Here is a 21625-nt window from a genome sequence, read left to right on the forward strand (position 1 = left end):
CGGAGCGGCCTCTCGCGAGGCCGATCAGGAGTAGCGGGCCACCAGCTCGCGCTTGAGTACTTTCCCGCTGGGGCCCAGCGGCAGAGCGTCGACGAACTCGATGCGGCGCGGGAACTTGAAGGCGGCCAGGTGCTCGCTCGCGAAAGCGATCAGCTCCTCGGCGCCAGCCGTCGCCGACGGTCCGAGCACGACGGCCGCGACGACCTCCTGCCCGTGCTTCTCGTCGGCCACGCCGAAGACCGCGGCGTTGGCGACGGAGGGGTGCCCGATCAGCACCTCCTCCACCTCGCGCGGGTACACGTTGTAGCCGTTGCGGATGATCATGTCCTTCGTCCGGTCCAGGATCCGCACGTAGTCCTCGTCGTCCTTCGTGCCGAGGTCGCCCGTGCGGAACCAGCCGTCGACGACGGCCTCCGCCGTCGCCTGCGGGTTCCCGAGGTAGCCCTTCATCAGGTTGTGCCCGCGGATCACGATCTCGCCGAGCTCGCCCCGCGGGAGCAGCTCCACCCGGTCCTGCACCTGAGCCCGTGCCACCTCGACCTCCACTCCCCAGATCGGGGTGCCGACGGTGCCCGCCCGCGGCGGAACGCCGACGTGGTTGAAGGTCGCGACGGGAGAGGTCTCGGTGAGCCCGTAGCCCTCGTAGATCTCGACGCCGAACACCTCGCGGAACCGCTCGATGACCGCGACGGGCAGCGCCGCACCTCCGGACACGGCGTAGCGCAGGGGCGGGCGGTCCGGGCGCCTCGTCGCCGCGTCGAGCAGCGCCACGTACATGGTGGGCACGCCCTCGAACACGGTGCAGTCGTGCGCGATCATCGCCTCGAGCGCGGCGTCGCCGTCGAACTTCGGCACCAGCACTACCGTCGCGGCGGTGCGGAACGCGGTGTTCATGGCGCAGACCTGCCCGAAGGTGTGGAAGAGCGGGAGCGCCCCGAGCACCACGTCGCCGCGGTGCAGGTCGAAGGTGTTCATCAGCAGCACGTCCGACTGCGACACGATCGCGAAGTGCGTCCCCTCCGCCCCCTTGGGCCGGCCGGTCGTGCCGCTCGTGTAGAGGATCGTCGCGGTGTCGGAGGGGGAGCGCGGGACGTACCCGTCGATCGACTCGGCCTCGGCGGCGAGGTCCTCGAGGCGGGCGAACGGGGACTCCGTGCCGTCGGGGACCATCACGCTCAGCACGGGGACGCCGGCGAGCTCGGCGCCGGCCGCTCCCTCCTTCAGCAGCGGCGCTGCGCAGATCAGCGCCGTCGCTCCGGAGTCGCGGAGCACGTAGGCGATCTCGTCGTGCTTGAGCAGCGCGTGCACCGGGACGACCACGGCGCCCAGCGCGAGGACCGCGAAGTAGCCGCGCGGGAAGTCCGGCACGTTCGGCACCAGCAGCGCCACCCGGTCGCCCGGCCCGATGCCGCGGGAGCGCAGCGCTCCCGCGTAGGCCCGCGTCTGGTCCCAGAGCGCGGCGTAGTCGAGCGCGAGCGGACCGACCCGGATCGCGATCGTGGTCGGAGTTCGCCGGGCGGCCTCGGCGAGGATCGCGGCGACCGAGAGGGTGCCGGAGCCGGGCGGGGCGGAGGGGGCCTCGGACGATCGCGATGCCGTGCTGCTCATGAGTGCTCCCGTCGTCGTCGACAGCCGCGGCGGATGCCGGGTGGTTCACCGTAGTCCCGGCCCGTGCCCCGTTCGAGGGATCCCACCGGATGCCCAGCCCTCAGCGCGTGAGAGCGCGGTGGCGGAGGATCACGAGGGGCCCCGGCACCGTGAGCGCCAGGCTGTGGCTCACCGAGCCGAGCAGGAGCCGGAGGAAGGCGCCCCGACCGTGGCTGCCCACGACGAGCAGGCGGGCTCCGGAGGCGACCTCGCTGAGCTTCTCGACCGGGTTGCCGCGCACGAGGAGGTGCCGGATCTCGAGGTCGGGGCAGCTGTCGCCGAGGCCCACCAGCGATTCGGCGAGCACGAGGTCCTCGTCCTCCTCGATCGCGTCGATGACCCGGCGCTCCACGGGGACGGCGTCGGCCCAGGCGCCCGGGAGCTGCCAGGCGTGCAGGGCGAGCAGGGGCTCGCCGAGCCGGTCGGCCTCGTGCGCCGCGAGCCGGATCGCCTCGAGCGACACCTCCGATCCGTCGACCCCGACCGCGACACCGGTGCGGCCCGGCTCGACGGGTCCCGGGATCAGCGCGACCGCCGAGCGCGAGGCCGCGGCCACCCGGACGGCGACGGGTGCGGCCACGGCGAGACCGCGGCGGGCGAGCGGATGCGCGCCCAGCACCAGCAGCGCACCCGCCGGCGCCGCCTCCGCCAGGACGTGCACGGGATCGCCGTCGAGGAGCCGCACGCGCACGGGCACCGAGGCGTACTCGCGCTCCGCGAGAGCCCTCGCCTCCTCGAGCGCGGCTCCGGCGGCTCGGCGCTGCGCCACCGCGGCATCCGGGACGCGCCCTCGCGCCGGTTCGACCACGCTCACGAGCTCGGCGGGCAGCCGATGCCCCTCGGCATAGTCGAGCGCCCAGCGCAGGGCGTCCGTGCTCCGATCCGATCCGCTGACTCCGACCACGACCGCGTCCATGCTGCGCCTCCTCATCGAGTGCTGCTCTCGGCCGCATTCTCCTCCGTCCGGCCCGCCGGCGGGAGTGCCGGACGAGGATCCGCGCCCGCCGTAGAGTCGCAGGATGCGTGGCGAGGCGACCCTGTACACCGATGCGATCGCGACGGCGCCCTTCGCCCTGGCGGTGATCGCCGAGGCGACCGGATCGCGCGTGGTCGGCGCCCGGACCGCCGATGCGCACGTGCCGCTCTACAGCGGCCCCACGAGCGCCCGCGTCTCGGTGTCGGGCTTCGGCGACAGCGTCCCGATCTCGGTCGACGTCCGGGACGAGCGCGGAGTCGAGGAGGCGCGGGCCGCCGCGCAGGCGCTGGGCCTGGAGCTCGCGGCCTACGCCGGCTGGAGCATCACCGCCGGCTTCTAGGCCGTGTCGATCAGGACGAGCGGAGCACGCGAGATCGTGATCAACGCGGCCTAGGCGTCGGCGAGGGTCGCCCGGCGCACCTGCGCCAGGTAGAACCGGCTCGGCGAGGTCCGCACCCGGGCGGGCAGCAGCCGGTACACCGCGAAGGTGCGCGAGAGCGCCCGGTCGAAGCGCGCCTGCTGCCGCTCGCTCCAACGGAAGCCGAAGGGCTCGCGGAGCGACGGAGGGAGCAGCCCGGCGGTCATCAGCCGCAGGTACGGCCCGAACGGGCGGAGGTACCACGCGGCGATCGCTCCGCCGAGGAGGTCGTGCGCGACGCGGCGCGCCTCGGGAGTGACGTGCAGGCGGCCCACCTGCTCGTCCCAGTAGGCGTCGAACGCCGCACGGTCTGCGGGCCACGACGCGTCGGCCATCTGCAGTGAGGTGCCGACCACGCGCGAGCGGTCGACCAGGTCGTCCGCCTGCTCCCGGGTCATCGGTCCGAAGGCGCCTTCGTAGAGCTGGAGCATCGACTGGGTGAGGGTCGCGGCGACCCAGCGCTGCAGCTCCGGATCGAAGGCGCTGTAGCCGGGTCCGCGGACGGGCCCGTGCGCCCGGTTCACCCGGCGGCGCACCGCGCGGACGTCCTCCGGGGAGCCGTAGTGCAGCGCGTAGAGGTAGGAGAGGGTGCCGTGCAGGCGCCCGAGCGCGCGGTGCGCGAAGTCGGAGTGCTCGGCCACTCCGGCGCCGACAGCGGGGTGCGCGATCTGCAGGAGGATCGCCCGGGCACCGGCGACGAGGAAGACGCCCTCGCGGAACACGTCGCGCTCCGGGCGGGGGCGGGTCCTCGGGGGCATGCGCCCACGCTACGCGGCGCGGGAAGGGCGCAGTGCGTGCGGAGTAGAGTTGTCGCGGCCCAGGACCGTGCCGAGACTCCGGCGCAGACGGGCCGCATCGGACTCGAAACGCAAGCGCGCTCAGCGCGGAATGGGAATGCAGCGTGGATCTCTTCGAATACCAGGCCCGTGATCTGTTCGAGAAGTACGGCGTCCCCGTGCTCCCGGGCATCGTCGCCGACACGCCCGAGGAGGTGCGCGCCGCCGCCGAGAAGCTCGGCGGCGTCACCGTCGTCAAGGCGCAGGTGAAGATCGGCGGACGCGGCAAGGCCGGCGGGGTCAAGGTCGCGAAGACCGCCGACGAGGCGGAGGAGGCGGCGAAGTCGATCCTCGGCCTCGACATCAAGGGCCACGTCGTCAAGCGCGTCATGGTCGCGGGCGGCGCCCGGATCGCGCAGGAGTTCTACTTCTCCGTGCTGCTGGACCGGGCGAACCGCTCCTACCTCTCGCTCACCTCCTACGAGGGCGGCATGGAGATCGAGCAGCTCGCCGTCGAGCGCCCCGAGGCGCTCGCGCGCGTCGAGGTCGTCGCCGGCCAGGGCATCGACCTGGCCAAGGCCGAGGAGATCGCCCGTGCGGCGAAGTTCCCCGAGGAGCTGATCGGCAAGGTCGCCCCGGTCCTCGTGACGCTCTACGACGTCTACACCGGCGAGGACGCGACCCTCGTCGAGGTGAACCCGCTCGTCCTCACCGAGGAGGGCGACATCGTCGCGCTCGACGGCAAGGTCTCGCTCGACGAGAACGCCGGCTTCCGCCACCCCGAGCACGCCGCGCTCGAGGACAAGGACGCCGCCGACCCGCTCGAGGCGAAGGCCAAGGAGAACGACCTCAACTACGTGAAGCTCGACGGCGAGGTGGGCATCATCGGCAACGGCGCGGGCCTGGTCATGTCGACCCTCGACGTGGTCGCCTACGCGGGCGAGCGCCACGGCGGCGTGAAGCCCGCCAACTTCCTCGACATCGGCGGCGGAGCCTCCGCCCAGGTCATGGCGAACGGCCTCGACGTGATCCTCGGCGACGAGCAGGTCAAGAGCGTCTTCGTCAACGTCTTCGGCGGCATCACCGCGTGCGACGCCGTCGCCAACGGCATCCTGCAGGCGCTCGAGATCCTCGGCGACACCGCGACCAAGCCGCTCGTCGTCCGCCTGGACGGCAACAAGGTGGAGGAGGGCCGCGCGATCCTGCAGGCCGCCGCCAACCCGCTCATCACGCTCGCCGCGACCATGGACGAAGGCGCCGACAAGGCCGCCGAACTCGCCGCCGCGTAACGGACCCGACGACTCAAGGAATCAGAGAACAAGCATGTCGATCTTCCTCACCAAGGACTCCAAGGTCATCGTCCAGGGCATCACCGGCGGCGAGGGCACCAAGCACACCGCGCTGATGCTCAAGGCCGGGACCAACATCGTCGGCGGCGTGAACGCGCGCAAGGCCGGCACGACCGTCACCCACGGCGACGTCGAGCTGCCCGTCTTCGGCACCGTCAAGGAGGCCATCGAGGCCACCGGCGCAGACGTCTCCATCGCGTTCGTCCCGCCCGCCTTCTCGAAGGACGCCGTCATCGAGGCGATCGACGCCGAGATCGGCCTCCTCGTCGTCATCACCGAGGGCATCCCGGTGCAGGACTCGGCCGAGTTCTGGGCGTACGCGCAGGAGAAGGGCAACAAGACCCGCATCATCGGCCCGAACTGCCCCGGCATCATCACGCCGGGCGAGTCGCTCGTGGGCATCACCCCCGCGACGATCACGGGCAAGGGCCCCATCGGCCTCGTCTCGAAGTCGGGCACCCTGACCTACCAGATGATGTACGAGCTGCGCGACCTGGGCTTCTCGACCGCCATCGGCATCGGCGGCGACCCGATCATCGGCACGACGCACATCGATGCGCTCGCTGCGTTCGAGGCCGACCCCGAGACCAAGGCGATCGTCATGATCGGCGAGATCGGCGGCGACGCCGAGGAGCGCGCGGCCGACTTCATCAAGGCCAACGTCACCAAGCCGGTCGTCGGCTACGTGGCGGGCTTCACGGCTCCCGAGGGCAAGACGATGGGCCACGCCGGTGCCATCGTCTCGGGCTCCGCGGGCACCGCGCAGGCCAAGAAGGAGGCCCTCGAGGCCGCGGGCGTGAAGGTCGGCAAGACGCCGTCCGAGACCGCCGCGCTGCTGCGCGAGGTCTTCGCCTCCCTCTAGCACTCACGGGCACGTCCGAACGGGCGGGATCCACTGCTCCGGCAGCGATCCCGCCCGTTCGTGCGTTCCCGGTACCGTCGGGGGGTGACTCGCAGACTCGGCCTCGACTTCCTGACCTTCGTCCCGTACCCGGAGGGGCCCGAGAAGCCGGGCGACGCCGCGCGCAGCCTCGAGGACGGGCTGGCCCTCTTCGAGCTCGGCGAGGAGCTCGGCTACGGCACCGGCTGGGTGCGCGTGCGCCACTTCGAGCGCTACCTCGCCTCGCCGATGACCTTCTTCGCCGCCGCCTCGCAGCGCACGCGGCGCCTGCGCCTGGGCACCGCCGTGATCGGCGCCCGCTACGAGGCGCCCATCCGCCTCGCCGAGGACGCGGCGACCGTCGACCTGCTCTCGGGCGGCCGTCTCGATCTGGGCGTGAGCAGCGGATTCGCGCACCTCGCGTCGGTCTTCGACGGGGTCTTCGGTCAGGGCGAGGGCGAGTTCCGCGCCCAGGCGCAGGAGCGGATCGAGCGACTCCGGCAGGCTCTGTCCGGAGAGGTGCTCGGCATCGCCGAGTCGGCGCTGATGTCGGTGCCCGTCGGCGACCCGCTCGTGCAGCACCCGCACGCCCCGGGGCTGGCCGACCGGATCTGGTACGGCGCCGGCTCCGTCTCCTCCGCCGTCCGCGCCGGTGAGCAGGGCATGCACCTGCAGGTCTCGACTCTCAACACCGAGGAGACCGGTCTGCCGTTCGCCGAGCAGCAGGCCGTCCAGATCCGCGCCTACCGCGAGGCGTTCCGCGCCGCGCATCCGGAGCGGACCTCGCGCGTCACCGCGGGCCGCATCGTGCTGCCGCTGGTCGACGACGTCGACGAGCGGGCCCACCGCCCCTTCATCGACGGCTACCTCGCCCGGATGAACGACGACGGCACGCCGCGCACCGCCGACCGCTCGATCATCGCCGCTCCCATGCGCTTCAGCCCGCTGCACGTCGGGTCGCCGGAGGAGATCGTCGCCTCCCTCGCCGCCGATCCCGCCCTCGCCGAGGCGGACTCGCTGACCCTGACGCTCCCCGCGGTGGGCGGAGTGGAGTCGCACCGCCGGATCCTGCGGACGGTCGCCGAGCGGATCGCTCCGCAGCTCGGCTGGGCGCCCTCGCGCTAGCTAGCGGCGCCGATCGAGCAGCCGCCGCACCGGCGTCTGCAGCAGCAGCACCAGCAGCCACCAGAGCGAGGGTGCGGCCGTCGCGAGCACGAGCGCGAGCACCAGCAGCCCGAACGGGACCAGCGCCCCGCGCAGGGGCACCTCGCCGACCCCCTCCCGCAGCAGCGCCGGGTGCCGGGCCAGGTGCCGCTCGATCAGCACCAGTGCGCCGCTCATCACCGTCATCGTCCCGAGGTACAGCCCGATCGCTCCGCGGGTGTCGGGGAGCAGCGCGATCACGCTCGTCGCGAAGGGGAAGAACGCCACGGCCGCGAGCCAGAGCAGACCGAGCCGAGCCAGGCCGCCGTCGTAGTCGTCGACGAGCTCGAAGACGCGGTGGTGGGGGATCCAGAACACGGCGATCAGCAGGAACGAGAGCGCGAACGCGAGCACCTGGTCGACGTGGCCGTTGAAAAGTGCCGCCACGCCTCCTCCGTCGGCCGCGATGCGGGGCGCGAGCTCGACCAGGGGCAGCACCAGGAGGGTGATCGCGATCGCGACGGTCGCGTCAGAGAAGCCGACGAGCCGGTCCAGCCCGCGGGCGGTGCGGACGGGACGAGGGGGTGCGGTGCGCCGGCCGCGGTGCAGCAGGCGCTCGAGCGGTCCGGCGAGCAGGAGCAGCAGCAGCCAGAAGAGGCCGACCGCCGGCACGATCACCGCGAGGAGGAGCGCCGCCAGCAGCAGTCCGAGGACGATCACCGAGCGCGTCAGCGGCTGCCCGGTCCCGGGGGCGGCGAGGTCCGGATCGCGGCGCAGCAGCAGCCGCATCCCGAGGGTGGCGGCGCTCGCCGCGGCGATCACCCCGATGTAGAGGGCGACGACGGACGGGTCGTCGGTGGACGCGCTCGAGAGCAGGTTCGCGGCGAACGGCAGCAGCACGATCGCGGCGAGCCAGACGAAGTCCACCGCGACGAGAGCGGGGGAGTAGCGGCGCACCTCCTCGAAGACCGCGTGCTGCACCAGCCACAGGCGTCCGATCACCGCGAAGGTCACGACGAAGGCCGAGAGCGTGCCGACGTGGTCCGCGAGGAGCGGGCCGAGGCCGCCCGACCCGCCCTCCTCGACCGCGTCGACGAGCGGGAGCACCAGGAAGGTGATCGCGATCGCCGTCACGGCGTCGCTGAAGTTCACGAGCCGGTCCAGGCCCCGCTCGGTCCGGTCTGCTGGGGTCCTGGTCACGGCTCGACCCTAGGGCGTGCGGACGCGCCCGAGCGTGCGGCTGAGCAGCCGGAGCCGGGCCCGCCGGTAGGCTCGTCGAGCCCATGAACCGGATCACCGTCGCCCTCCTCGCCGCCTTCGACGCCGCTCTCTCGGCCCTCATCGGCATCGCGATCCTCCTCGTCCCGCTCACCGTCCTGTGGGCGGTGCAGTACGACACCGCCGTCGACTGGGCCGTGTTCTGGCGCGTCTCGGCCGACGCCTGGCTGATGGGCCACGGGGCCGATCTGCGCGCGAGCCTCGCCCCCGACTCCGCCCTCGCCCTCGGCCTGCCCGGGGGAGCGGACGCGTTCGCCGTCACGATCGCGCCCCTCGCGTTCGCGGTGCTCGCGATCCTCCTCGGCGCCCGCACGGGCCGCCGTGCGCAGGAGTCGCCGTTCCGGTTCATCGGCTTCACGGTGTCGATCGCGACCTACCTGGTCATCGCCCTCCTGGTCACCCTCGGGTCGGCGACCGAGGCGGCGACGGTGGCCACCGTGCAGGGCGCGGTGCTGCCGCCGCTCGTCTTCGGCCTGGGCGTCGCGATCGGAGCGGGGACCCACTCCGCCCGCAGCGGCGAGACCGACCGCCTCGGCGAGCTGGTCTCGGACGCGGCCGCCCGGCTGCCCGACCCGGCGCTGCCCCTCGTGCTCGTCTCGCTGCGCGCCGGAGCGCTCGCCGCGGCGGGCGTCGTCGGCGCGGCCGCCGTGCTCGTCGTTGTGCTGCTCGTCACCGGCTACGCCTCCGTCGTCGCGCTCTACGAGGGACTCGGATCCGAGGCGCTCGGCGGACTCGCGTTGACGCTCGGCCAGCTCGCCTTCGTCCCCAACCTCGTGATCTGGGCGGCGAGCTGGCTGATCGGACCGGGATTCGCCGTCGGAGCCGGATCGTCCGTCGGCCCCGCCGGGACCCTCCTCGGCCCGGTGCCGTCCATCCCGTTCCTCGGCGCTCTGCCGCAGGGCGACCTGCCGTTCGGCTTCGTCGGGATCCTGGTCCCGGTCCTCGCGGGCTTCCTCGCCGGTTGGAGGGTGCGCAGGAGTCTCCTCGAGGCCCTCGAGGGGCGCCCGTTCCTGCGTTGGGGCGCGGTCGCCGCCGCCGGCATCGGAGTGGTCGGGGGCGTGCTGCTCGGGCTGCTCGCCTGGGCGTCGGCGGGCGCGGCCGGGCCGGGCAGGCTCGCGGTCGTCGGACCCGATCCGCTCGTCGTCGGCGCGGTCGCCGCGCTCGAGCTGGCGCTCGCCGCCGCCCTGGGCCTCGCCGCGGGCAGGACGTCGCGCGACTGAGCAGCGGTGGTCCCGGGCGAGGGCCTCCCCCTAGACTTGCGCAGTGCTGAAGCTCGTCGTACTGATCTCCGGCGGCGGTTCCAACCTCCGCGCCCTCCTGGAGGCCACCCGCGACGACCGGTTCCCCGCCCGCGTCGTCGCTGTCGGCAGCGACACCGACGCCGAGGGCCTGCGCCACGCGGAGGCGTTCGACATCCCCTCCTTCACGGTCACGCCGCACGCGTTCGCGTCGCGGGACGCCTGGGGCGAGGAGCTGCTCGCGAGCATCCGCGAGTGGGAGCCCGACCTGGTCGTCTGCGCGGGCTTCATGCGGATCCTCCCTCCCGTCGTCGTCGACGCCCTCAGCCCGCGGATGATCAACACCCACCCCGCCCTGCTGCCGCTGTTCCCCGGCGCCCACGCCGTGCGCGACGCGCTCGCGGCCGGGGCCGCCGAGACGGGCGTCACCGTGCACGTCATCGACACCGGAGTCGACACGGGCCCCGTCATCGCCCAGGAGAGCCTCGCCGTGCTCCCGGGCGAGAGCGAGGCCGCGCTGCACGAGCGCATCAAGACCATCGAGCGCCGTCTGCTGGTGCAGACCGTGCTCGACATCGCCCACGGAACCGTCGACCTCGAGGAGCTCGCCCGATCATGAGCATCACCGCCCACGACCCCAGCAGCTACGACGACCGCGACGTGGTCCCCGTCCGCCGCGCGCTGATCTCGGTCAGCGACAAGACCGGGCTCCTCGGGCTCGCCGAGGCGCTCGCCGCAGCCGGTGTCGAGCTGGTCTCGACCGGTTCGACGGCCGCCACGATCCGCGACGCGGGCCACGACGTGACCGACGTCTCCTCCGTCACAGGGTTCCCGGAGTCGCTCGACGGCCGCGTGAAGACGCTGCACCCGGCGGTGCACGCCGGGATCCTCGCCGACCTGCGGCTCGCCTCGCACCGCGAGCAGCTCGAGCAGCTCGACATCGCCGCGTTCGAGCTCGTCGTGGTCAACCTCTACCCGTTCCGCGAGACCGTCGCCGGCGGCGCCGACGCGGCGACCGTGGTCGAGAACATCGACATCGGCGGCCCCGCCCTCGTGCGTGCCTCGGCCAAGAACCACGCGAACGTCGCGATCGTCGTCGATCCGGCCGACTACTCCGGCGTCATCGCCGCACTCGGCGACGGAGGCACGACCCTCGCGGCCCGTCGCACCCTCGCCGCCCGCGCCTTCGCTCACACCGCCTCGTACGACTCCGCGGTCGCCGCCTGGTTCGCCGGGCAGGAGGCGGGCGACTCCGCCGTCGACGGAGCGATCGAGATCCGCGGCACCCTCAAGCAGGTCCTGCGCTACGGCGAGAACTCGCACCAGAAGGCCGCCCTCTACGTCTCGCCCGACGGAACCGGCATCGCCCAGGCCGAGCAGCTCCACGGCAAGGAGATGTCGTACAACAACTTCGTCGACGCCGACGCGGCCGTCCGCGCCGCGTACGACTTCGTGCTGCCCGCCGTCGCGATCATCAAGCACGCCAACCCCTGCGGCATCGCCATCGCGAGCACCAAGGCCATCGACCCCATCGCCTCCGCGCACCGGCGGGCGCACGAGTGCGACCCGGTGTCGGCGTTCGGAGGAGTGATCGCGGCGAACCGCCCCGTCACCCTCGCCATGGCCGAGACCGTCAAGGAGATCTTCACCGAGGTCCTCGTCGCGCCCGCCTTCGAGCCTGAGGCGCTCGAAGTGCTCAAGACGAAGAAGAACCTCCGCCTGCTGCAGCTGCCCTCCTTCTACGCCCCCGTCGAGACCGAGTTCAAGCAGATCTCGGGCGGCGTCCTGATCCAGGAGCCGGACCGCTTCACGGGCGGCCCGGGCGAGGTCAGCTCCGGCTGGGAGCTCGTCGCCGGCGAACCCGCCGACGCCGACACCCTCCTCGACCTCGAGTTCGCCTGGAAGGCGTGCCGCGCCGTGAAATCGAACGCGATCCTGCTCGCCAAGGGCGGCGCCTCCGTCGGCGTCGGCATGGGCCAGGTCAACCGCGTCGACTCCTGCCACCTCGCCGTCACCCGCGCCGGCGACCGCGCCCCCGGCTCCGTCGCCGCCTCGGACGCGTTCTTCCCCTTCGCCGACGGCCTCGAGGTGCTCCTCGCCGCCGGAGTGAAGGCCGTCGTCCAGCCCGGCGGCTCCGTCCGCGACGCCGAGGTCATCGACGCCGCCAAGCGCGCCGGCGTCACCATGTACACGACGGGGGAGCGGCACTTCTTTCACTGAGCGCGCAGCGCTCAGTGGGTGCTTTCTTCCACGCCGCTCCTCGCGCGGCGTGGCGCGGTCGGGATCGCGACGTGGGGCGTTCCAGGGAGCGGGGTGCGTCGCCCGCCGCGGGAATCGCTGGCACGCGATTCCCGCTGAGTGGGCTCGCCCTTCGGGCATCGGCTCTGACGAGGACTCGCGGCCTACCGGGGCGTGAGGTGTTCTCGCCCTGCGGGCGTCGAGTTGTGGTGTTCTCGCCCTGCGGGCATTGAGTTCCGGTGTTCTCGCCCTGCGGGCGTCGAGTTGTGGTGTCCTCGCCCTGCGGGCGTCGAGTTCTTGTGACCTCGCCCTGCGGGCATTGAGTTCTCGTGTTCTCGCCCTGCGGGCATCGCGTGAGCATGCGCCTCGCCCTGTGGGCGTCGGGTTCTCGTTTCCTCGCCCTGTAGGTGTCGGGGTGGCGCCCGCGGGCGGCGGGATCGAGAGCCGGGGTGCCGCGAGGCGGCGTGGGTCGGGGTCGGTCGGGTGGTGAGGGCCGTTCCGCGACGAGTCGTGAGGTGGGGCGCACGTGCCTGAGAGGCGTCGAGGGGGTGCTCGGGGAGGGGCGGAGGAGACCGCGTAGGGTCGGCGGGTGCCTACCGACTCGACGCTCGCCTCCGCGCCCGCCCCCTCCCTCGGTCGCCGCGTGCTGCCGGCGCTCGCTGCCGCGGCCGCCACGGCGCTCGCGGCCCACCTCGCCAATCTGCTCGCGTTCTTCGTGGGCAACCAGCTGCAGCCGTCGTCGCTGGCCCAGGTCAACGCCTACTTCCTGCTCTCGAGCGCGCTCGCCTTCGTGGTGCTCGTGGTCCTGGGGCTCGCGGGGCTCTTCGCGCGGTGGTGGACCGCGGCGCTCGCGGGTCTGGTCGCGGGCGTGGTCGGCGCGCTGTTCGGCAGCCTCGTGCAGGTCTCGGCCAGCGGCACCGCTCTCGACGGCACGGTCTGGATCTCGGTGCTCGACACGCTCGGCGGGCTCAACCTGATCCTCCTGGTGGCCTTCACCGTGGCCGCCGCGACGCTGGGCCGGCGCGTCCTGCGCTCCTTCGAGCCCGCCCGCGACGAGGGGCAGCCGGTCGAGCGCCGCATCGCGATCGTCCGGCAGCCGGCTCCGAACCTCGGCGACGGCGAGCTCACCCACCTCGAGCGCGTCCCCGTGGACCAGGCGAAGGCCGAAGCGCAGTGGGAGGAGTACGTCGACGCGCTCGAGGCCGCGGGCTGGGAGACGGTGCAGGCCGCCACGGCCGCCCAGCACCCCGACTCCGTCTTCATCGAGGACGCGGTGGTCGTGTTCGGCGACCACGCCGTCCTCGCGCGCTCGGGGGCCGAGTCCCGCCGGGGCGAGAGCGCCGGAGCGGAGGAGGCCGTCCGCGCCCTCGACCTCACGGTGCACCGCCTCGAGGCACCCGCCACCCTCGACGGCGGCGACGTGCTCAAGGTCGGTCGCACGGTGTACGTCGGGCGGGGCGGCCGCACCAACGCGGAGGGGGTCGCTGCGCTGCGCGCGATCCTCCGACCCCTCGGCTGGAGCGTCGTGGCCGTCCCCCTCACGAAGGCGCTGCACCTCAAGAGCGCCGTCACCGCGCTCCCGGACGGCACCGTCATCGGCTGGGAGCCGGTCGTCGACGAGCCGAGGATCTTCCCCTCCTTCCTGCCGATTCCCGAGGAGCCCGGTGCGCACGTCGTCGTGCTCGACGACGACACCCTGCTGATGGCCGCGTCCGCGCCCCGCAGCGCCGAGCTGCTCCGCGGCCTGGGCTACACCGTCGTCACGGTCGACGTCTCGGAGTTCGAGAAGCTCGAGGGCTGCGTCACCTGCCTGTCCGTGCGCGTCCGCTGAACCGGGCGTCGGACGGGCGTTCTGCGACGCCTGTCCGGGCCGGGTGGACACCTCCGCGAGACCGGGTATAGCCTGCAAGGCTGCCCGGAGCGACGCTCTGCGGCACTCGTCCTCTCCGGCGCCCGACCGCGCCCTCCGCTCCTCGCCGCGAAAGCACTCCTGTGTCCGCACCCGCCTCCCCGTCCGTCCCCTCCGAGCAGCAGCGCCCCAGCACGCTGAAGGTCCTGCTGCGCCTGCTCCCGTTCGTCGGCGACGCGCTGCCCCGGCTCGGCATCGGCATCGCGGTCGCCCTCGTCGCGAGCCTCGTCTCGCTCGCGATCCCGATCGTCCTGCAGCGTCTCGTCGACGGTCCGCTCGCCGAGGGCGCCGGGTCGGCGGGGTCGGGCGACCTCGGTCCGCTGATCGGTCCGGTGCTCCTGGTGCTCGGTCTCGGCGTGCTGGAGGCCGCGGCGATCGCGCTGCGCCGCCGGATGGTGCTCACCCCCAGCACCCGGGTCGAGGCCCGGATGCGCACCGCGCTCTACCAGCGGCTGCAGGACCTGCCCGTCTCGTTCCACGACCGGTGGCAGAGCGGGCAGCTGCTGTCGCGCGCGGTCAGCGACCTCAGCCTCATCCGCCGCTGGATCGCCTTCGGCTTCGTGCTGCTGGTCGTCAACGCGCTGACGATCCTCGTCGGCTTCGGCGTGCTCGTGTACTGGAACCCGATCCTCGGCGTCCTCTTCATCGTCTGCTCGATCCCCGTCTGGATCTACGGCTTCCTGTTCGAGAAGCGCTACTCGAGCATCGCGCGCCGGAGTCAGGACCAGGCCGGCGATCTCGCGACGACCGTCGAGCAGTCGGTGCACGGCATCCGCGTGCTCAAGGCGTTCGGCCGCGGCAAGCACGCCCTCGAGGGCTTCGCCGACCAGGCGGAGCTGCTGCGCGGCACCGAGATCGCCAAGGCGAAGGCCATCGCCGGCATCTGGCTGATCCTCCTGCTGGTCCCGGACGTCGCCTTCGCGCTCTGCCTGCTCGGCGGCGTGTGGCTCGCGGCCGACGGCCAGCTGAGCGTCGGCGAGCTGTTCGCGTTCTTCGCCACCGCGACCGTGCTGCGCTGGCCGGTCGAGTCGATCGGCTTCCTCCTCTCGATGACCTTCGACACCCGCACCGCGGTCGACCGCTACTTCGAGGTCATGGACAGCGAGAACACCATCACCGACCCGGCGGAGCCCGTCTCGATCGCGGACCCGCGGGGCCGTGTGACCTTCCGGAACGTCCACTTCCGCTACCAGGACGCCCCGGCCGACGCGGTCGACCTCCTCGACGGCGTCGACCTCGAGGTCGAGCCGGGCGAGACGATGGCGCTGGTCGGAGTGACGGGGTCGGGCAAGACGACGCTGACCGCGCTCCTTCCCCGCCTCTACGACGTGACGGCAGGCGCGATCGAGATCGACGGAGTGGACGTCCGCCGGATGCGCCGCGAGGAGCTGCGCTCGCACGTCGGCATGGCGTTCGAGGACGCGACCCTCTTCTCGACCTCCGTCCGCGAGAACGTGCTGCTGGGGCGCCCGGAGGCGAGCGAGGAGGAGCTGCTCGAGGCCCTCGAGATCGCGCAGGCGGGCTTCGTGCACGCGCTGCCCGACGGCCTCGACACCACGGTCGGCGAGGAGGGGATGAGCCTCTCGGGCGGGCAGCGGCAGAGGCTGGCCCTCGCCCGCGCGATCGCCGCGCGGCCCTCGGTACTCGTCCTGGACGACCCGCTGTCGGCGCTCGACGTCGACACCGAGGCGCGCGTCGAGGCGGGGCTGCGCCGCGTCCTCGGCGACACGACCGCGCTGATCGTCGCCCACCGTCCGTCCACGGTCGCGCTCGCCGACCGCGTCGCCCTGCTCGAGGACGGACGCGTCACCGCCGTGGGCACTCACAGCGAGCTGCTCGCGAGCAGCCCGCACTACCGCTTCGTCGTCTCGAGTCTCGAGGAGGACGAGCAGACCCGCGCGCCGGGCGCCGAGCGCGCCGGGTCCCGCCCCCGCACCGCTACCGCCGATCAGGAGGCGACCTCATGAGCACGCTCGGATCGACCGAGGAGCGCGACGACCTGACCCGCGCCGAGTCCGCCGCGATGCGGCGCCGCTCGCTGCGACTCCTGGGGTCACTGCTGAAGCCGCTGCGGCTGAGGCTGATCCTGACCGCGATCGTGGTCGTCGTCTCGACCGCCGCCCAGGTGGCCGGTCCGGCCCTGATCGCGGCCGGCATCGACAACGGTCTGCCGGCGGTCCTGGCCGGCGACGCGACTCCGCTGCTGCTCACCGTCGGCGCGTACGTGCTCACGGGGCTCACCGGCGCGCTGCTCGTCGCCTGGTACACGGTGCTCTCGGCCCGGGTGAGCCAGGCGATCCTGATCGATCTGCGCAAGCGAGTGTTCCTGCACACGCAGAGGCTGAGCCTGGAGTTCCACGAGAACTACACCTCGGGGCGCATCATCTCGCGCCAGACGAGCGACCTCGACTCCATCCGCGAGCTGCTCGACTCCGGGATCAACCAGCTCGTCCAGGGTGCCCTGTACATGGGCTTCGTGGCGATCGCCCTCGTCTCGCTCGATCCGCCGAGCGGACTCGTGCTCGCCTGCGCCCTCGTGCCGCTGGCGATCCTGACCCGCTGGTTCCAGAAGCGGTCGCAGGCGCTCTTCCGCGGCACCCGCGTCGCGTCCTCCCGCCTCATCGTGCAGTTCGTCGAGACGATGACGGGCATCCGGGCGGTGCAGGCGTTCCGCACCGAGAAGCGCAACGAGTCGGCGTTCGGGGAGCTCGTCGAGCGCTACCGCGTGACCTACAAGCGGGTCTTCGCGCTGTTCGGCACCTTCGACCCGGGGCTCGTGCTGATCGGCAACGTGACCGTCGCCGTCGTGCTGCTGCTGGGCGGCATCCGGGTGCTCGACGGCGGGCTCGAGATCGGTGCCCTGCTCGCTGTCCTGCTCTACACGCGGCGCTTCTTCGATCCGATGGAGGAGATGGCGATGTTCTACAACTCCTACCAGTCGGCCGCAGCGGCGCTCGAGAAGATCTCGGGCGTGCTCGCGGAGGAGCCCGGCGTGCCCGATCCCGCGCGGCCGATCGATCTCTACGAGGCCCGCGGACGCATCGCCTTCGAGGGGGTGCGCTTCGCCTACACGGCCGATCGTGAGGTCCTGCCGCGCTTCGACCTCGACATCCCCGCCGGGCAGACCATCGCCCTGGTCGGATCCACGGGTGCCGGCAAGTCGACGCTCGCGAAGCTCCTCTCGCGCTTCTACGATCCGACCGACGGAGTGGTGAGCCTGGACGGTGTCGATCTCCGCTCGCTGCATCCGAAGGACCTCCGCCGCGCGATCGTCATGGTGACGCAGGAGGCGTACCTGTTCTCAGGGTCCGTCGCCGACAACATCGCGATCGGCCGGCCCTCGGCCGCCTACGAGGAGATCGTGGGCGCGGCGAAGGCGGTCGGCGCGCACGAGTTCATCGTGTCGCTGCCCGACGGCTACGACACCGACGTGAACAAGCGCGGGGGCCGCGTCTCGGCGGGGCAGCGCCAGCTCATCTCGTTCGCGCGGGCGTTCCTCGCGGATCCGGCGGTGCTGATCCTCGACGAGGCGACCTCCTCGCTCGACATCCCGAGCGAGCGCCTCGTGCAGCAGGGGCTGCAGACCCTGCTCGCCGACCGGACGGCCGTGATCATCGCGCACCGGCTGTCGACGGTCGCGATCGCCGACCGGGTGCTGGTGATGGAGCACGGCCGCATCGTCGAGGACGGGACTCCGGAGGCGCTCATCGCGGGCGAGGGCCGGTTCGCCGTGCTGCACGCGGCCTGGCGCGACTCCCTGGTCTAGGTGCCGGCGGACCCGCTGGTCCGGGCGCCGGCGGGCGTACCGGTCCAGCGGGCGGTCCGCACGTCGACGCGGTAGCCGCCCGGCGTCTCGACCAGCGGAGTGCCCTCCCGCTCGTACTCCACCCGGGCGCGGTCCTCGTGGCCGATCGGAGGGGCGCCGCCCGCCCGGACGACGCGCCACCACGCGGTGTCGGAGCCGTAGCGGGCCATCACGGTGCCGACCGCTCGGGCGGCACGGGTTCCGAGGACCGCGGCGATGTCTCCGTAGGCCATCACGCGTCCGGGCGGGATCGCGTCGACGACGGACAGCACGGCCGTGACGAAGTCGGGCGCGCCTCCGGCGTCGGGGTCGACCTGCTCGGACGACCCGTCGCGAGGATCCCGAGCGGTCAGAGCTTCAAAGCCCCGATGTTCTCGCCGTACGGGGTCTCGCCGACGACCTCGAAGCCGACCCAGCGGAAGAACTGGTCGGGGCCGTCCTCGCCGGACTCCCAGATGACGGTGAGCGTGTCGAAGCCGCGGCTCCGCGCCTCGTCGGCGGCGGCACGGACGGCGAACGTGCCGACTCCGCGGCCCTGCTTCGCGGCGTCGATGTTGATGCGCCAGATGCAGCTGCGGAACTCCTCCGCGGCATCCGCGTCGAAGTGCGCGTGGATGAAGCCCACGAGCTCGTCGCCGTCGAGGATCGCCCGCTGCCAGGCGGCCCCGGGGTCGATGACCGCGGCGGCGGCGGAGTAGGACACGGGCGCCACGAACTGCTCCTGGCCCGGTTTGAGGCTCAGTCCGTTGACGGCGGAGATGTTCGAGGCCGACAGCTCTTCCAGACGCAGTGCACTCATGCGGTCAATCTAGCGGGCCGGTCCTCCGGCGGCATCCTCCGGGCGGACGAGAGGCGACGGTCGAGAGGGAGCGGTGCCGGCAACTGTCTCGACGTCGAGACACTTGGGCCCTCGGGTAAGCTGGCGGAGGCCGTCTGACGCGGCCGAGAGCCGCCCGTCCCGCGCAGAGGCGGGGCGCTTCACGAGACCATGGGAGAGCAATGTCCAAGATCAAGGTTGAGGGAACCGTCGTCGAGCTCGACGGCGACGAGATGACGCGGATCATCTGGCAGAAGATCAAGGACACCCTCATCCACCCGTACCTCGACGTGAACCTCGAGTACTACGACCTCGGCATGGAGCACCGCGACGCGACCGACGACCAGGTCACGATCGACGCGGCGCACGCCATCCAGAAGCACGGCGTCGGCGTCAAGTGCGCGACCATCACGCCCGACGAGGCGCGGGTCGAGGAGTTCGGCCTGAAGAAGATGTGGAAGTCGCCCAACGGCACCATCCGCAACATCCTCGGCGGCGTCATCTTCCGCGAGCCGATCATCATCTCGAACATCCCGCGCCTGGTGCCGGGCTGGAACAAGCCGATCATCATCGGCCGCCACGCGTTCGGCGACCAGTACCGCGCCACCGACTTCGTCTTCAAGGGCAAGGGCACGCTCACCGTCGAGTTCACCCCCGAGGACGGCTCCGAGCCGATGAAGTTCGAGGTCTACAAGGCGCCCGACGACGGCATCGCCCAGGTCCAGTACAACCAGGACGCCTCGATCCGCGACTTCGCGCGCTCGTCGCTCAACTACGGTCTGACCCGCAACTACCCGGTCTACCTCTCGACGAAGAACACGATCCTGAAGGCCTACGACGGCCGCTTCAAGGACATCTTCGAGGAGATCTTCCAGACCGAGTTCAAGGAGCGCTTCGACGCCGCGGGCCTCACCTACGAGCACCGCCTCATCGACGACATGGTCGCCTCGGCCATGAAGTGGGAGGGCGGCTACGTCTGGGCCTGCAAGAACTACGACGGCGACGTGCAGTCCGACACCGTGGCGCAGGGCTTCGGCTCGCTCGGCCTCATGACCTCGGTCCTCTCGACTCCCGACGGCTCCGTCGTCGAGGCCGAGGCGGCTCACGGCACGGTGACGCGCCACTACCGCCAGCACCAGGCGGGCAAGCCCACCTCGACGAACCCGATCGCCTCGATCTACGCCTGGACGCGCGGACTCGCGCACCGCGGCAAGCTCGACGGCAACCAGGAGCTCATCGACTTCTCGCTCGCGCTCGAGGACGTCGTCATCAAGACGGTCGAGTCCGGCAAGATGACCAAGGACCTCGCGCTGCTCGTCGGCCCCGACCAGGGCTGGCAGACGACCGAGGAGTTCCTCGCGACGCTCGACGAGAACCTCAAGGCGCGCATGTCGGCCTAGCCGACCTCCGGCTCGCAGAACACGCTCCGGCCCGCAGGATCCTCGGATCCTGCGAGCCGGACGTGTTTCCGCGAGCTGGGACGTGTTCCCGCGGGCCGGACGTTCTCCCGCGGGCCGGACGCGCGTCGACCGGCGCGTCCGCGGCGCTCAGAGGACGCGGGCCAGCTGGTCCAGCGCCGCCGACGCGTCCGGGCCCGACGGCATGAGCACGACGCTCGCGGCGCCGGCCGAGTGCAGCTCGGCGATCCGCGCGCGGGCCGACGACGCGGTCCCCACGACCGCCAGCTGGTCCACCCACTCGTCCGGCAGATCGCGGACGAAGGCCGCCCGATCGACGCTCCCCTCCCGCAGCGCGCGGAACTCCGGAGCGAACGGCAGGGGGTCGATGTGCGGCGCCCAGTCCGGTTCGCCGATCCACTCGAGTCCGGGGCGCACGAGGTCGCGAGCGGCCGAGGCGTCGTCGTCGACGGCCGCCACGTTGTACGCGACGACGCGGCCGGACGTGCCCAGGTGCTCGCGGGCCGCGGCGAGGTACTCCGGAGTGACGGGCTCGGCCAGCACGGCGCCGTCGGCGATGCGGCCGGCCAGCTCGAGCGAGCGGGGACCGCGGACTCCGGCGAGCAGCGGCGGCACGACGGCGGGCGGCGTCTCGAGGCGGAGCGAGTCGACGGCGACGTAGCGTCCGTCGCGCGCCGTCTCGGCTCCCGAGAGCAGCGAGCGCACGGCGTCGAAGTGCTCCTCCAACAGGGTCAGGGGGCTCGCCGGCCAGATGCGCAGTCCGCGCATCCAGTGCGGCATTCCGTGCCCGATGCCGGCGTGCACGCGGCCGGGGAACAGCTCGGCGAGCGTGCCGAGCTCCATCGCGGTGAACGCGGCGGTGCGGGCGGCGGCGGGCAGGATCCCGATGCCCACGACGATCCGCTCGGTGGCAGCGAGGACGGCCGCGGCCTGGGCGATGCCGCCCCGGAAGCCGAGGTCCTCGACGACCCAGAGCTCGTCGAAGCCCGCGGCCTCCGCGCGGCGGGCGTAGGGGAGGACCTCGGAGGCGGGGAGATCGCGGGGGAGCAGGATTCCGACGGCGGCGTCGGGCGATGAAGCGCGCATCCATTCAGCGTAGGGCTGCGCCGCCGACAGGACGGCGGGGCGGCCGCTCGCGCAGCCGCCCCGCCGGAGACCGATCTACTCGGCGTGCGCCTCGCTCAGCTGCACCTGCTCGGGGCCCGATGCCGAGACGACCTCGATCTTCCGGGAGCGCGCCTTCTCGGAGACGGGGATCGTGACCGAGAGCACTCCGTTGTCGTACGACGCGGAGATGCGCTCGGTGTCGACTCCCTGGCCCAGGCTCAGCTGGCGGACGAAGGTCGCCGACTGGCGCTCACGGGTGATCCAGGTGACCCCCTCGCCGCCGGCGACGGTGCGCTGCGCGCGGATCGTGAGCAGCTGACCGTCCACGTCGACGTCGACCGAGCCGGGGTCGATGCCCGGGAGGTCGGCGGTCAGGACGTAGTGGTCGCCGTCGCGGTAGAGGTCGATCGGCATGCGGCGGGGGCCCTGGCCCGAGCCGAAGAGGGCGGAGGCGAAGCGGTCGAGCTCGCGGACGGGGTCGTAGGTGACGGCCATGGGAATCACTCCATTCGGTCTGGCAACGGATGAATCTCGAGTTGAGCCCACTCGACTCAACTACGAGGAATTTAGCACTCGGGCAGAGAGAGTGCCAAGAAGGGAAGTAACCCTTTCAGGGACTTCGTTAC

The 21625-nt window shown here is 72.3% G+C and carries 19 protein-coding genes; 11 read left to right on the forward strand and 8 right to left on the reverse strand.

Going from position 1 to position 21625, the window contains the following annotated elements:
* Positions 1–24: 24 nt before the first annotated feature.
* Both IOC53_RS10135 and IOC53_RS10140 read right to left on the reverse strand, forming a co-directional pair.
* A complete protein-coding gene (locus IOC53_RS10135; RefSeq protein WP_207405355.1) occupies positions 25–1608 on the reverse strand; it encodes a long-chain fatty acid--CoA ligase in 1584 nt (527 codons plus the stop codon).
* 100 nt (positions 1609–1708) lie between these two features.
* Positions 1709–2563, reverse strand: a complete 855-nt coding sequence (locus IOC53_RS10140; protein WP_207405357.1) for a universal stress protein — start codon at positions 2561–2563, stop codon at positions 1709–1711.
* Positions 2564–2666: 103 nt separating this feature from the next.
* On the opposite strand from IOC53_RS10140, the gene IOC53_RS10145 reads away from it, so the two are divergent.
* On the forward strand, positions 2667–2963 hold the full coding sequence (locus IOC53_RS10145) for a hypothetical protein (RefSeq protein ID WP_207405359.1): 297 nt from the start codon (positions 2667–2669) through the stop codon (positions 2961–2963).
* Between the two features lie 50 nt (positions 2964–3013).
* On the opposite strand, the gene IOC53_RS10150 is transcribed toward IOC53_RS10145, so the two are convergent.
* A complete protein-coding gene (locus IOC53_RS10150; protein ID WP_207405361.1) occupies positions 3014–3799 on the reverse strand; it encodes an oxygenase MpaB family protein in 786 nt (261 codons plus the stop codon).
* A 143-nt stretch (positions 3800–3942) separates the two neighbouring features.
* Here IOC53_RS10150 and sucC point away from each other — a divergent pair, with 143 nt between their 5' ends.
* The 3 genes from sucC to IOC53_RS10165 all read left to right on the forward strand — a co-directional run bounded on the left by sucC (position 3943) and on the right by IOC53_RS10165 (position 7171).
* Positions 3943–5106 (forward strand): ADP-forming succinate--CoA ligase subunit beta, encoded by a 1164-nt coding sequence (sucC, locus tag IOC53_RS10155; protein ID WP_207405363.1) that lies wholly within the window; start codon positions 3943–3945, stop codon positions 5104–5106.
* A 34-nt stretch (positions 5107–5140) separates the two neighbouring features.
* A complete protein-coding gene (sucD, locus tag IOC53_RS10160; protein WP_207405365.1) occupies positions 5141–6028 on the forward strand; it encodes a succinate--CoA ligase subunit alpha in 888 nt (295 codons plus the stop codon).
* 84 nt (positions 6029–6112) lie between these two features.
* The gene (locus tag IOC53_RS10165) at positions 6113–7171 is read left to right on the forward strand and encodes an LLM class flavin-dependent oxidoreductase (protein ID WP_207405367.1); all 1059 of its coding nucleotides are present in this window, start codon (positions 6113–6115) and stop codon (positions 7169–7171) included.
* Here the strand turns inward: IOC53_RS10165 and IOC53_RS10170 are convergent, their stop codons facing one another.
* Positions 7172–8389, reverse strand: coding sequence for a TMEM175 family protein (locus IOC53_RS10170; protein ID WP_207405369.1), 1218 nt, complete (start codon positions 8387–8389; stop codon positions 7172–7174).
* A gap of 83 nt (positions 8390–8472) precedes the next feature.
* Here IOC53_RS10170 and IOC53_RS10175 point away from each other — a divergent pair, with 83 nt between their 5' ends.
* The 6 genes from IOC53_RS10175 (at position 8473) to IOC53_RS10200 (ending at position 17618) form a co-directional block, all read left to right on the forward strand.
* Positions 8473–9687: a DUF6350 family protein gene (locus IOC53_RS10175; protein ID WP_207405371.1), complete on the forward strand. Its 1215-nt coding sequence runs from the start codon at positions 8473–8475 to the stop codon at positions 9685–9687.
* Between the two features lie 43 nt (positions 9688–9730).
* Positions 9731–10324 (forward strand): phosphoribosylglycinamide formyltransferase, encoded by a 594-nt coding sequence (purN, locus tag IOC53_RS10180; RefSeq protein ID WP_207405373.1) that lies wholly within the window; start codon positions 9731–9733, stop codon positions 10322–10324.
* The gene (gene purH, locus IOC53_RS10185) at positions 10321–11925 is read left to right on the forward strand and encodes a bifunctional phosphoribosylaminoimidazolecarboxamide formyltransferase/IMP cyclohydrolase (RefSeq protein WP_207405374.1); all 1605 of its coding nucleotides are present in this window, start codon (positions 10321–10323) and stop codon (positions 11923–11925) included. The genes purN and purH overlap by 4 nt, the downstream gene beginning before the upstream one ends.
* A gap of 607 nt (positions 11926–12532) precedes the next feature.
* On the forward strand, positions 12533–13774 hold the full coding sequence (gene ddaH, locus IOC53_RS10190; RefSeq protein ID WP_307786145.1) for a dimethylargininase: 1242 nt from the start codon (positions 12533–12535) through the stop codon (positions 13772–13774).
* Between the two features lie 161 nt (positions 13775–13935).
* Positions 13936–15819: an ABC transporter ATP-binding protein gene (locus IOC53_RS10195; RefSeq protein WP_207405376.1), complete on the forward strand. Its 1884-nt coding sequence runs from the start codon at positions 13936–13938 to the stop codon at positions 15817–15819.
* The gene (locus tag IOC53_RS10200; protein ID WP_207405378.1) at positions 15816–17618 is read left to right on the forward strand and encodes an ABC transporter ATP-binding protein; all 1803 of its coding nucleotides are present in this window, start codon (positions 15816–15818) and stop codon (positions 17616–17618) included. Before IOC53_RS10195 ends, IOC53_RS10200 begins: the two co-directional genes overlap by 4 nt.
* Here the strand turns inward: IOC53_RS10200 and IOC53_RS10205 are convergent.
* Complete coding sequence (locus tag IOC53_RS10205; protein ID WP_307786146.1) at positions 17615–17929, reverse strand: MGMT family protein; 315 nt, start codon at positions 17927–17929, stop codon at positions 17615–17617. The genes IOC53_RS10200 and IOC53_RS10205 overlap by 4 nt on opposite strands.
* A 77-nt stretch (positions 17930–18006) precedes the next feature.
* The gene (locus IOC53_RS10210; RefSeq protein ID WP_207405380.1) at positions 18007–18456 is read right to left on the reverse strand and encodes a GNAT family N-acetyltransferase; all 450 of its coding nucleotides are present in this window, start codon (positions 18454–18456) and stop codon (positions 18007–18009) included.
* A gap of 200 nt (positions 18457–18656) precedes the next feature.
* Between IOC53_RS10210 and IOC53_RS10215 the strand changes: the two genes are divergently transcribed.
* On the forward strand, positions 18657–19874 hold the full coding sequence (locus IOC53_RS10215) for an NADP-dependent isocitrate dehydrogenase (protein WP_055787536.1): 1218 nt from the start codon (positions 18657–18659) through the stop codon (positions 19872–19874).
* Between the two features lie 147 nt (positions 19875–20021).
* Here the strand turns inward: IOC53_RS10215 and IOC53_RS10220 are convergent, their stop codons facing one another.
* Entirely contained in the window at positions 20022–20978 is a 957-nt protein-coding gene (locus tag IOC53_RS10220) for an LLM class flavin-dependent oxidoreductase (RefSeq protein ID WP_207405382.1), read from the reverse strand.
* Positions 20979–21053: 75 nt separating this feature from the next.
* The gene (locus IOC53_RS10225; protein WP_207405384.1) at positions 21054–21494 is read right to left on the reverse strand and encodes an Hsp20/alpha crystallin family protein; all 441 of its coding nucleotides are present in this window, start codon (positions 21492–21494) and stop codon (positions 21054–21056) included.
* Positions 21495–21625: the final 131 nt, after the last annotated feature.

This window comes from Rathayibacter sp. SD072 (assembly GCF_017355185.1).
Lineage (GTDB): Bacteria > Actinomycetota > Actinomycetes > Actinomycetales > Microbacteriaceae > Rathayibacter.

What these genes read in the sequence shown, in the direction of transcription:
- IOC53_RS10135 (WP_207405355.1), bottom strand. Translation starts at nt 1,608, where the DNA reads ATGAGCAGCACGGCATCGCGATCGTCCGAGGCCCCCTCCGCCCCGCCC.
- IOC53_RS10140 (WP_207405357.1), bottom strand. Translation starts at nt 2,563, where the DNA reads ATGGACGCGGTCGTGGTCGGAGTCAGCGGATCGGATCGGAGCACGGAC.
- IOC53_RS10145 (WP_207405359.1), top strand. Translation starts at nt 2,667, where the DNA reads ATGCGTGGCGAGGCGACCCTGTACACCGATGCGATCGCGACGGCGCCC.
- IOC53_RS10150 (WP_207405361.1), bottom strand. Translation starts at nt 3,799, where the DNA reads ATGCCCCCGAGGACCCGCCCCCGCCCGGAGCGCGACGTGTTCCGCGAG.
- sucD (WP_207405365.1), top strand. Translation starts at nt 5,141, where the DNA reads ATGTCGATCTTCCTCACCAAGGACTCCAAGGTCATCGTCCAGGGCATC.
- IOC53_RS10175 (WP_207405371.1), top strand. Translation starts at nt 8,473, where the DNA reads ATGAACCGGATCACCGTCGCCCTCCTCGCCGCCTTCGACGCCGCTCTC.
- purH (WP_207405374.1), top strand. Translation starts at nt 10,321, where the DNA reads ATGAGCATCACCGCCCACGACCCCAGCAGCTACGACGACCGCGACGTG.
- IOC53_RS10200 (WP_207405378.1), top strand. Translation starts at nt 15,816, where the DNA reads ATGAGCACGCTCGGATCGACCGAGGAGCGCGACGACCTGACCCGCGCC.
- IOC53_RS10210 (WP_207405380.1), bottom strand. Translation starts at nt 18,456, where the DNA reads ATGAGTGCACTGCGTCTGGAAGAGCTGTCGGCCTCGAACATCTCCGCC.
- IOC53_RS10215 (WP_055787536.1), top strand. Translation starts at nt 18,657, where the DNA reads ATGTCCAAGATCAAGGTTGAGGGAACCGTCGTCGAGCTCGACGGCGAC.
- IOC53_RS10220 (WP_207405382.1), bottom strand. Translation starts at nt 20,978, where the DNA reads ATGCGCGCTTCATCGCCCGACGCCGCCGTCGGAATCCTGCTCCCCCGC.
- IOC53_RS10225 (WP_207405384.1), bottom strand. Translation starts at nt 21,494, where the DNA reads ATGGCCGTCACCTACGACCCCGTCCGCGAGCTCGACCGCTTCGCCTCC.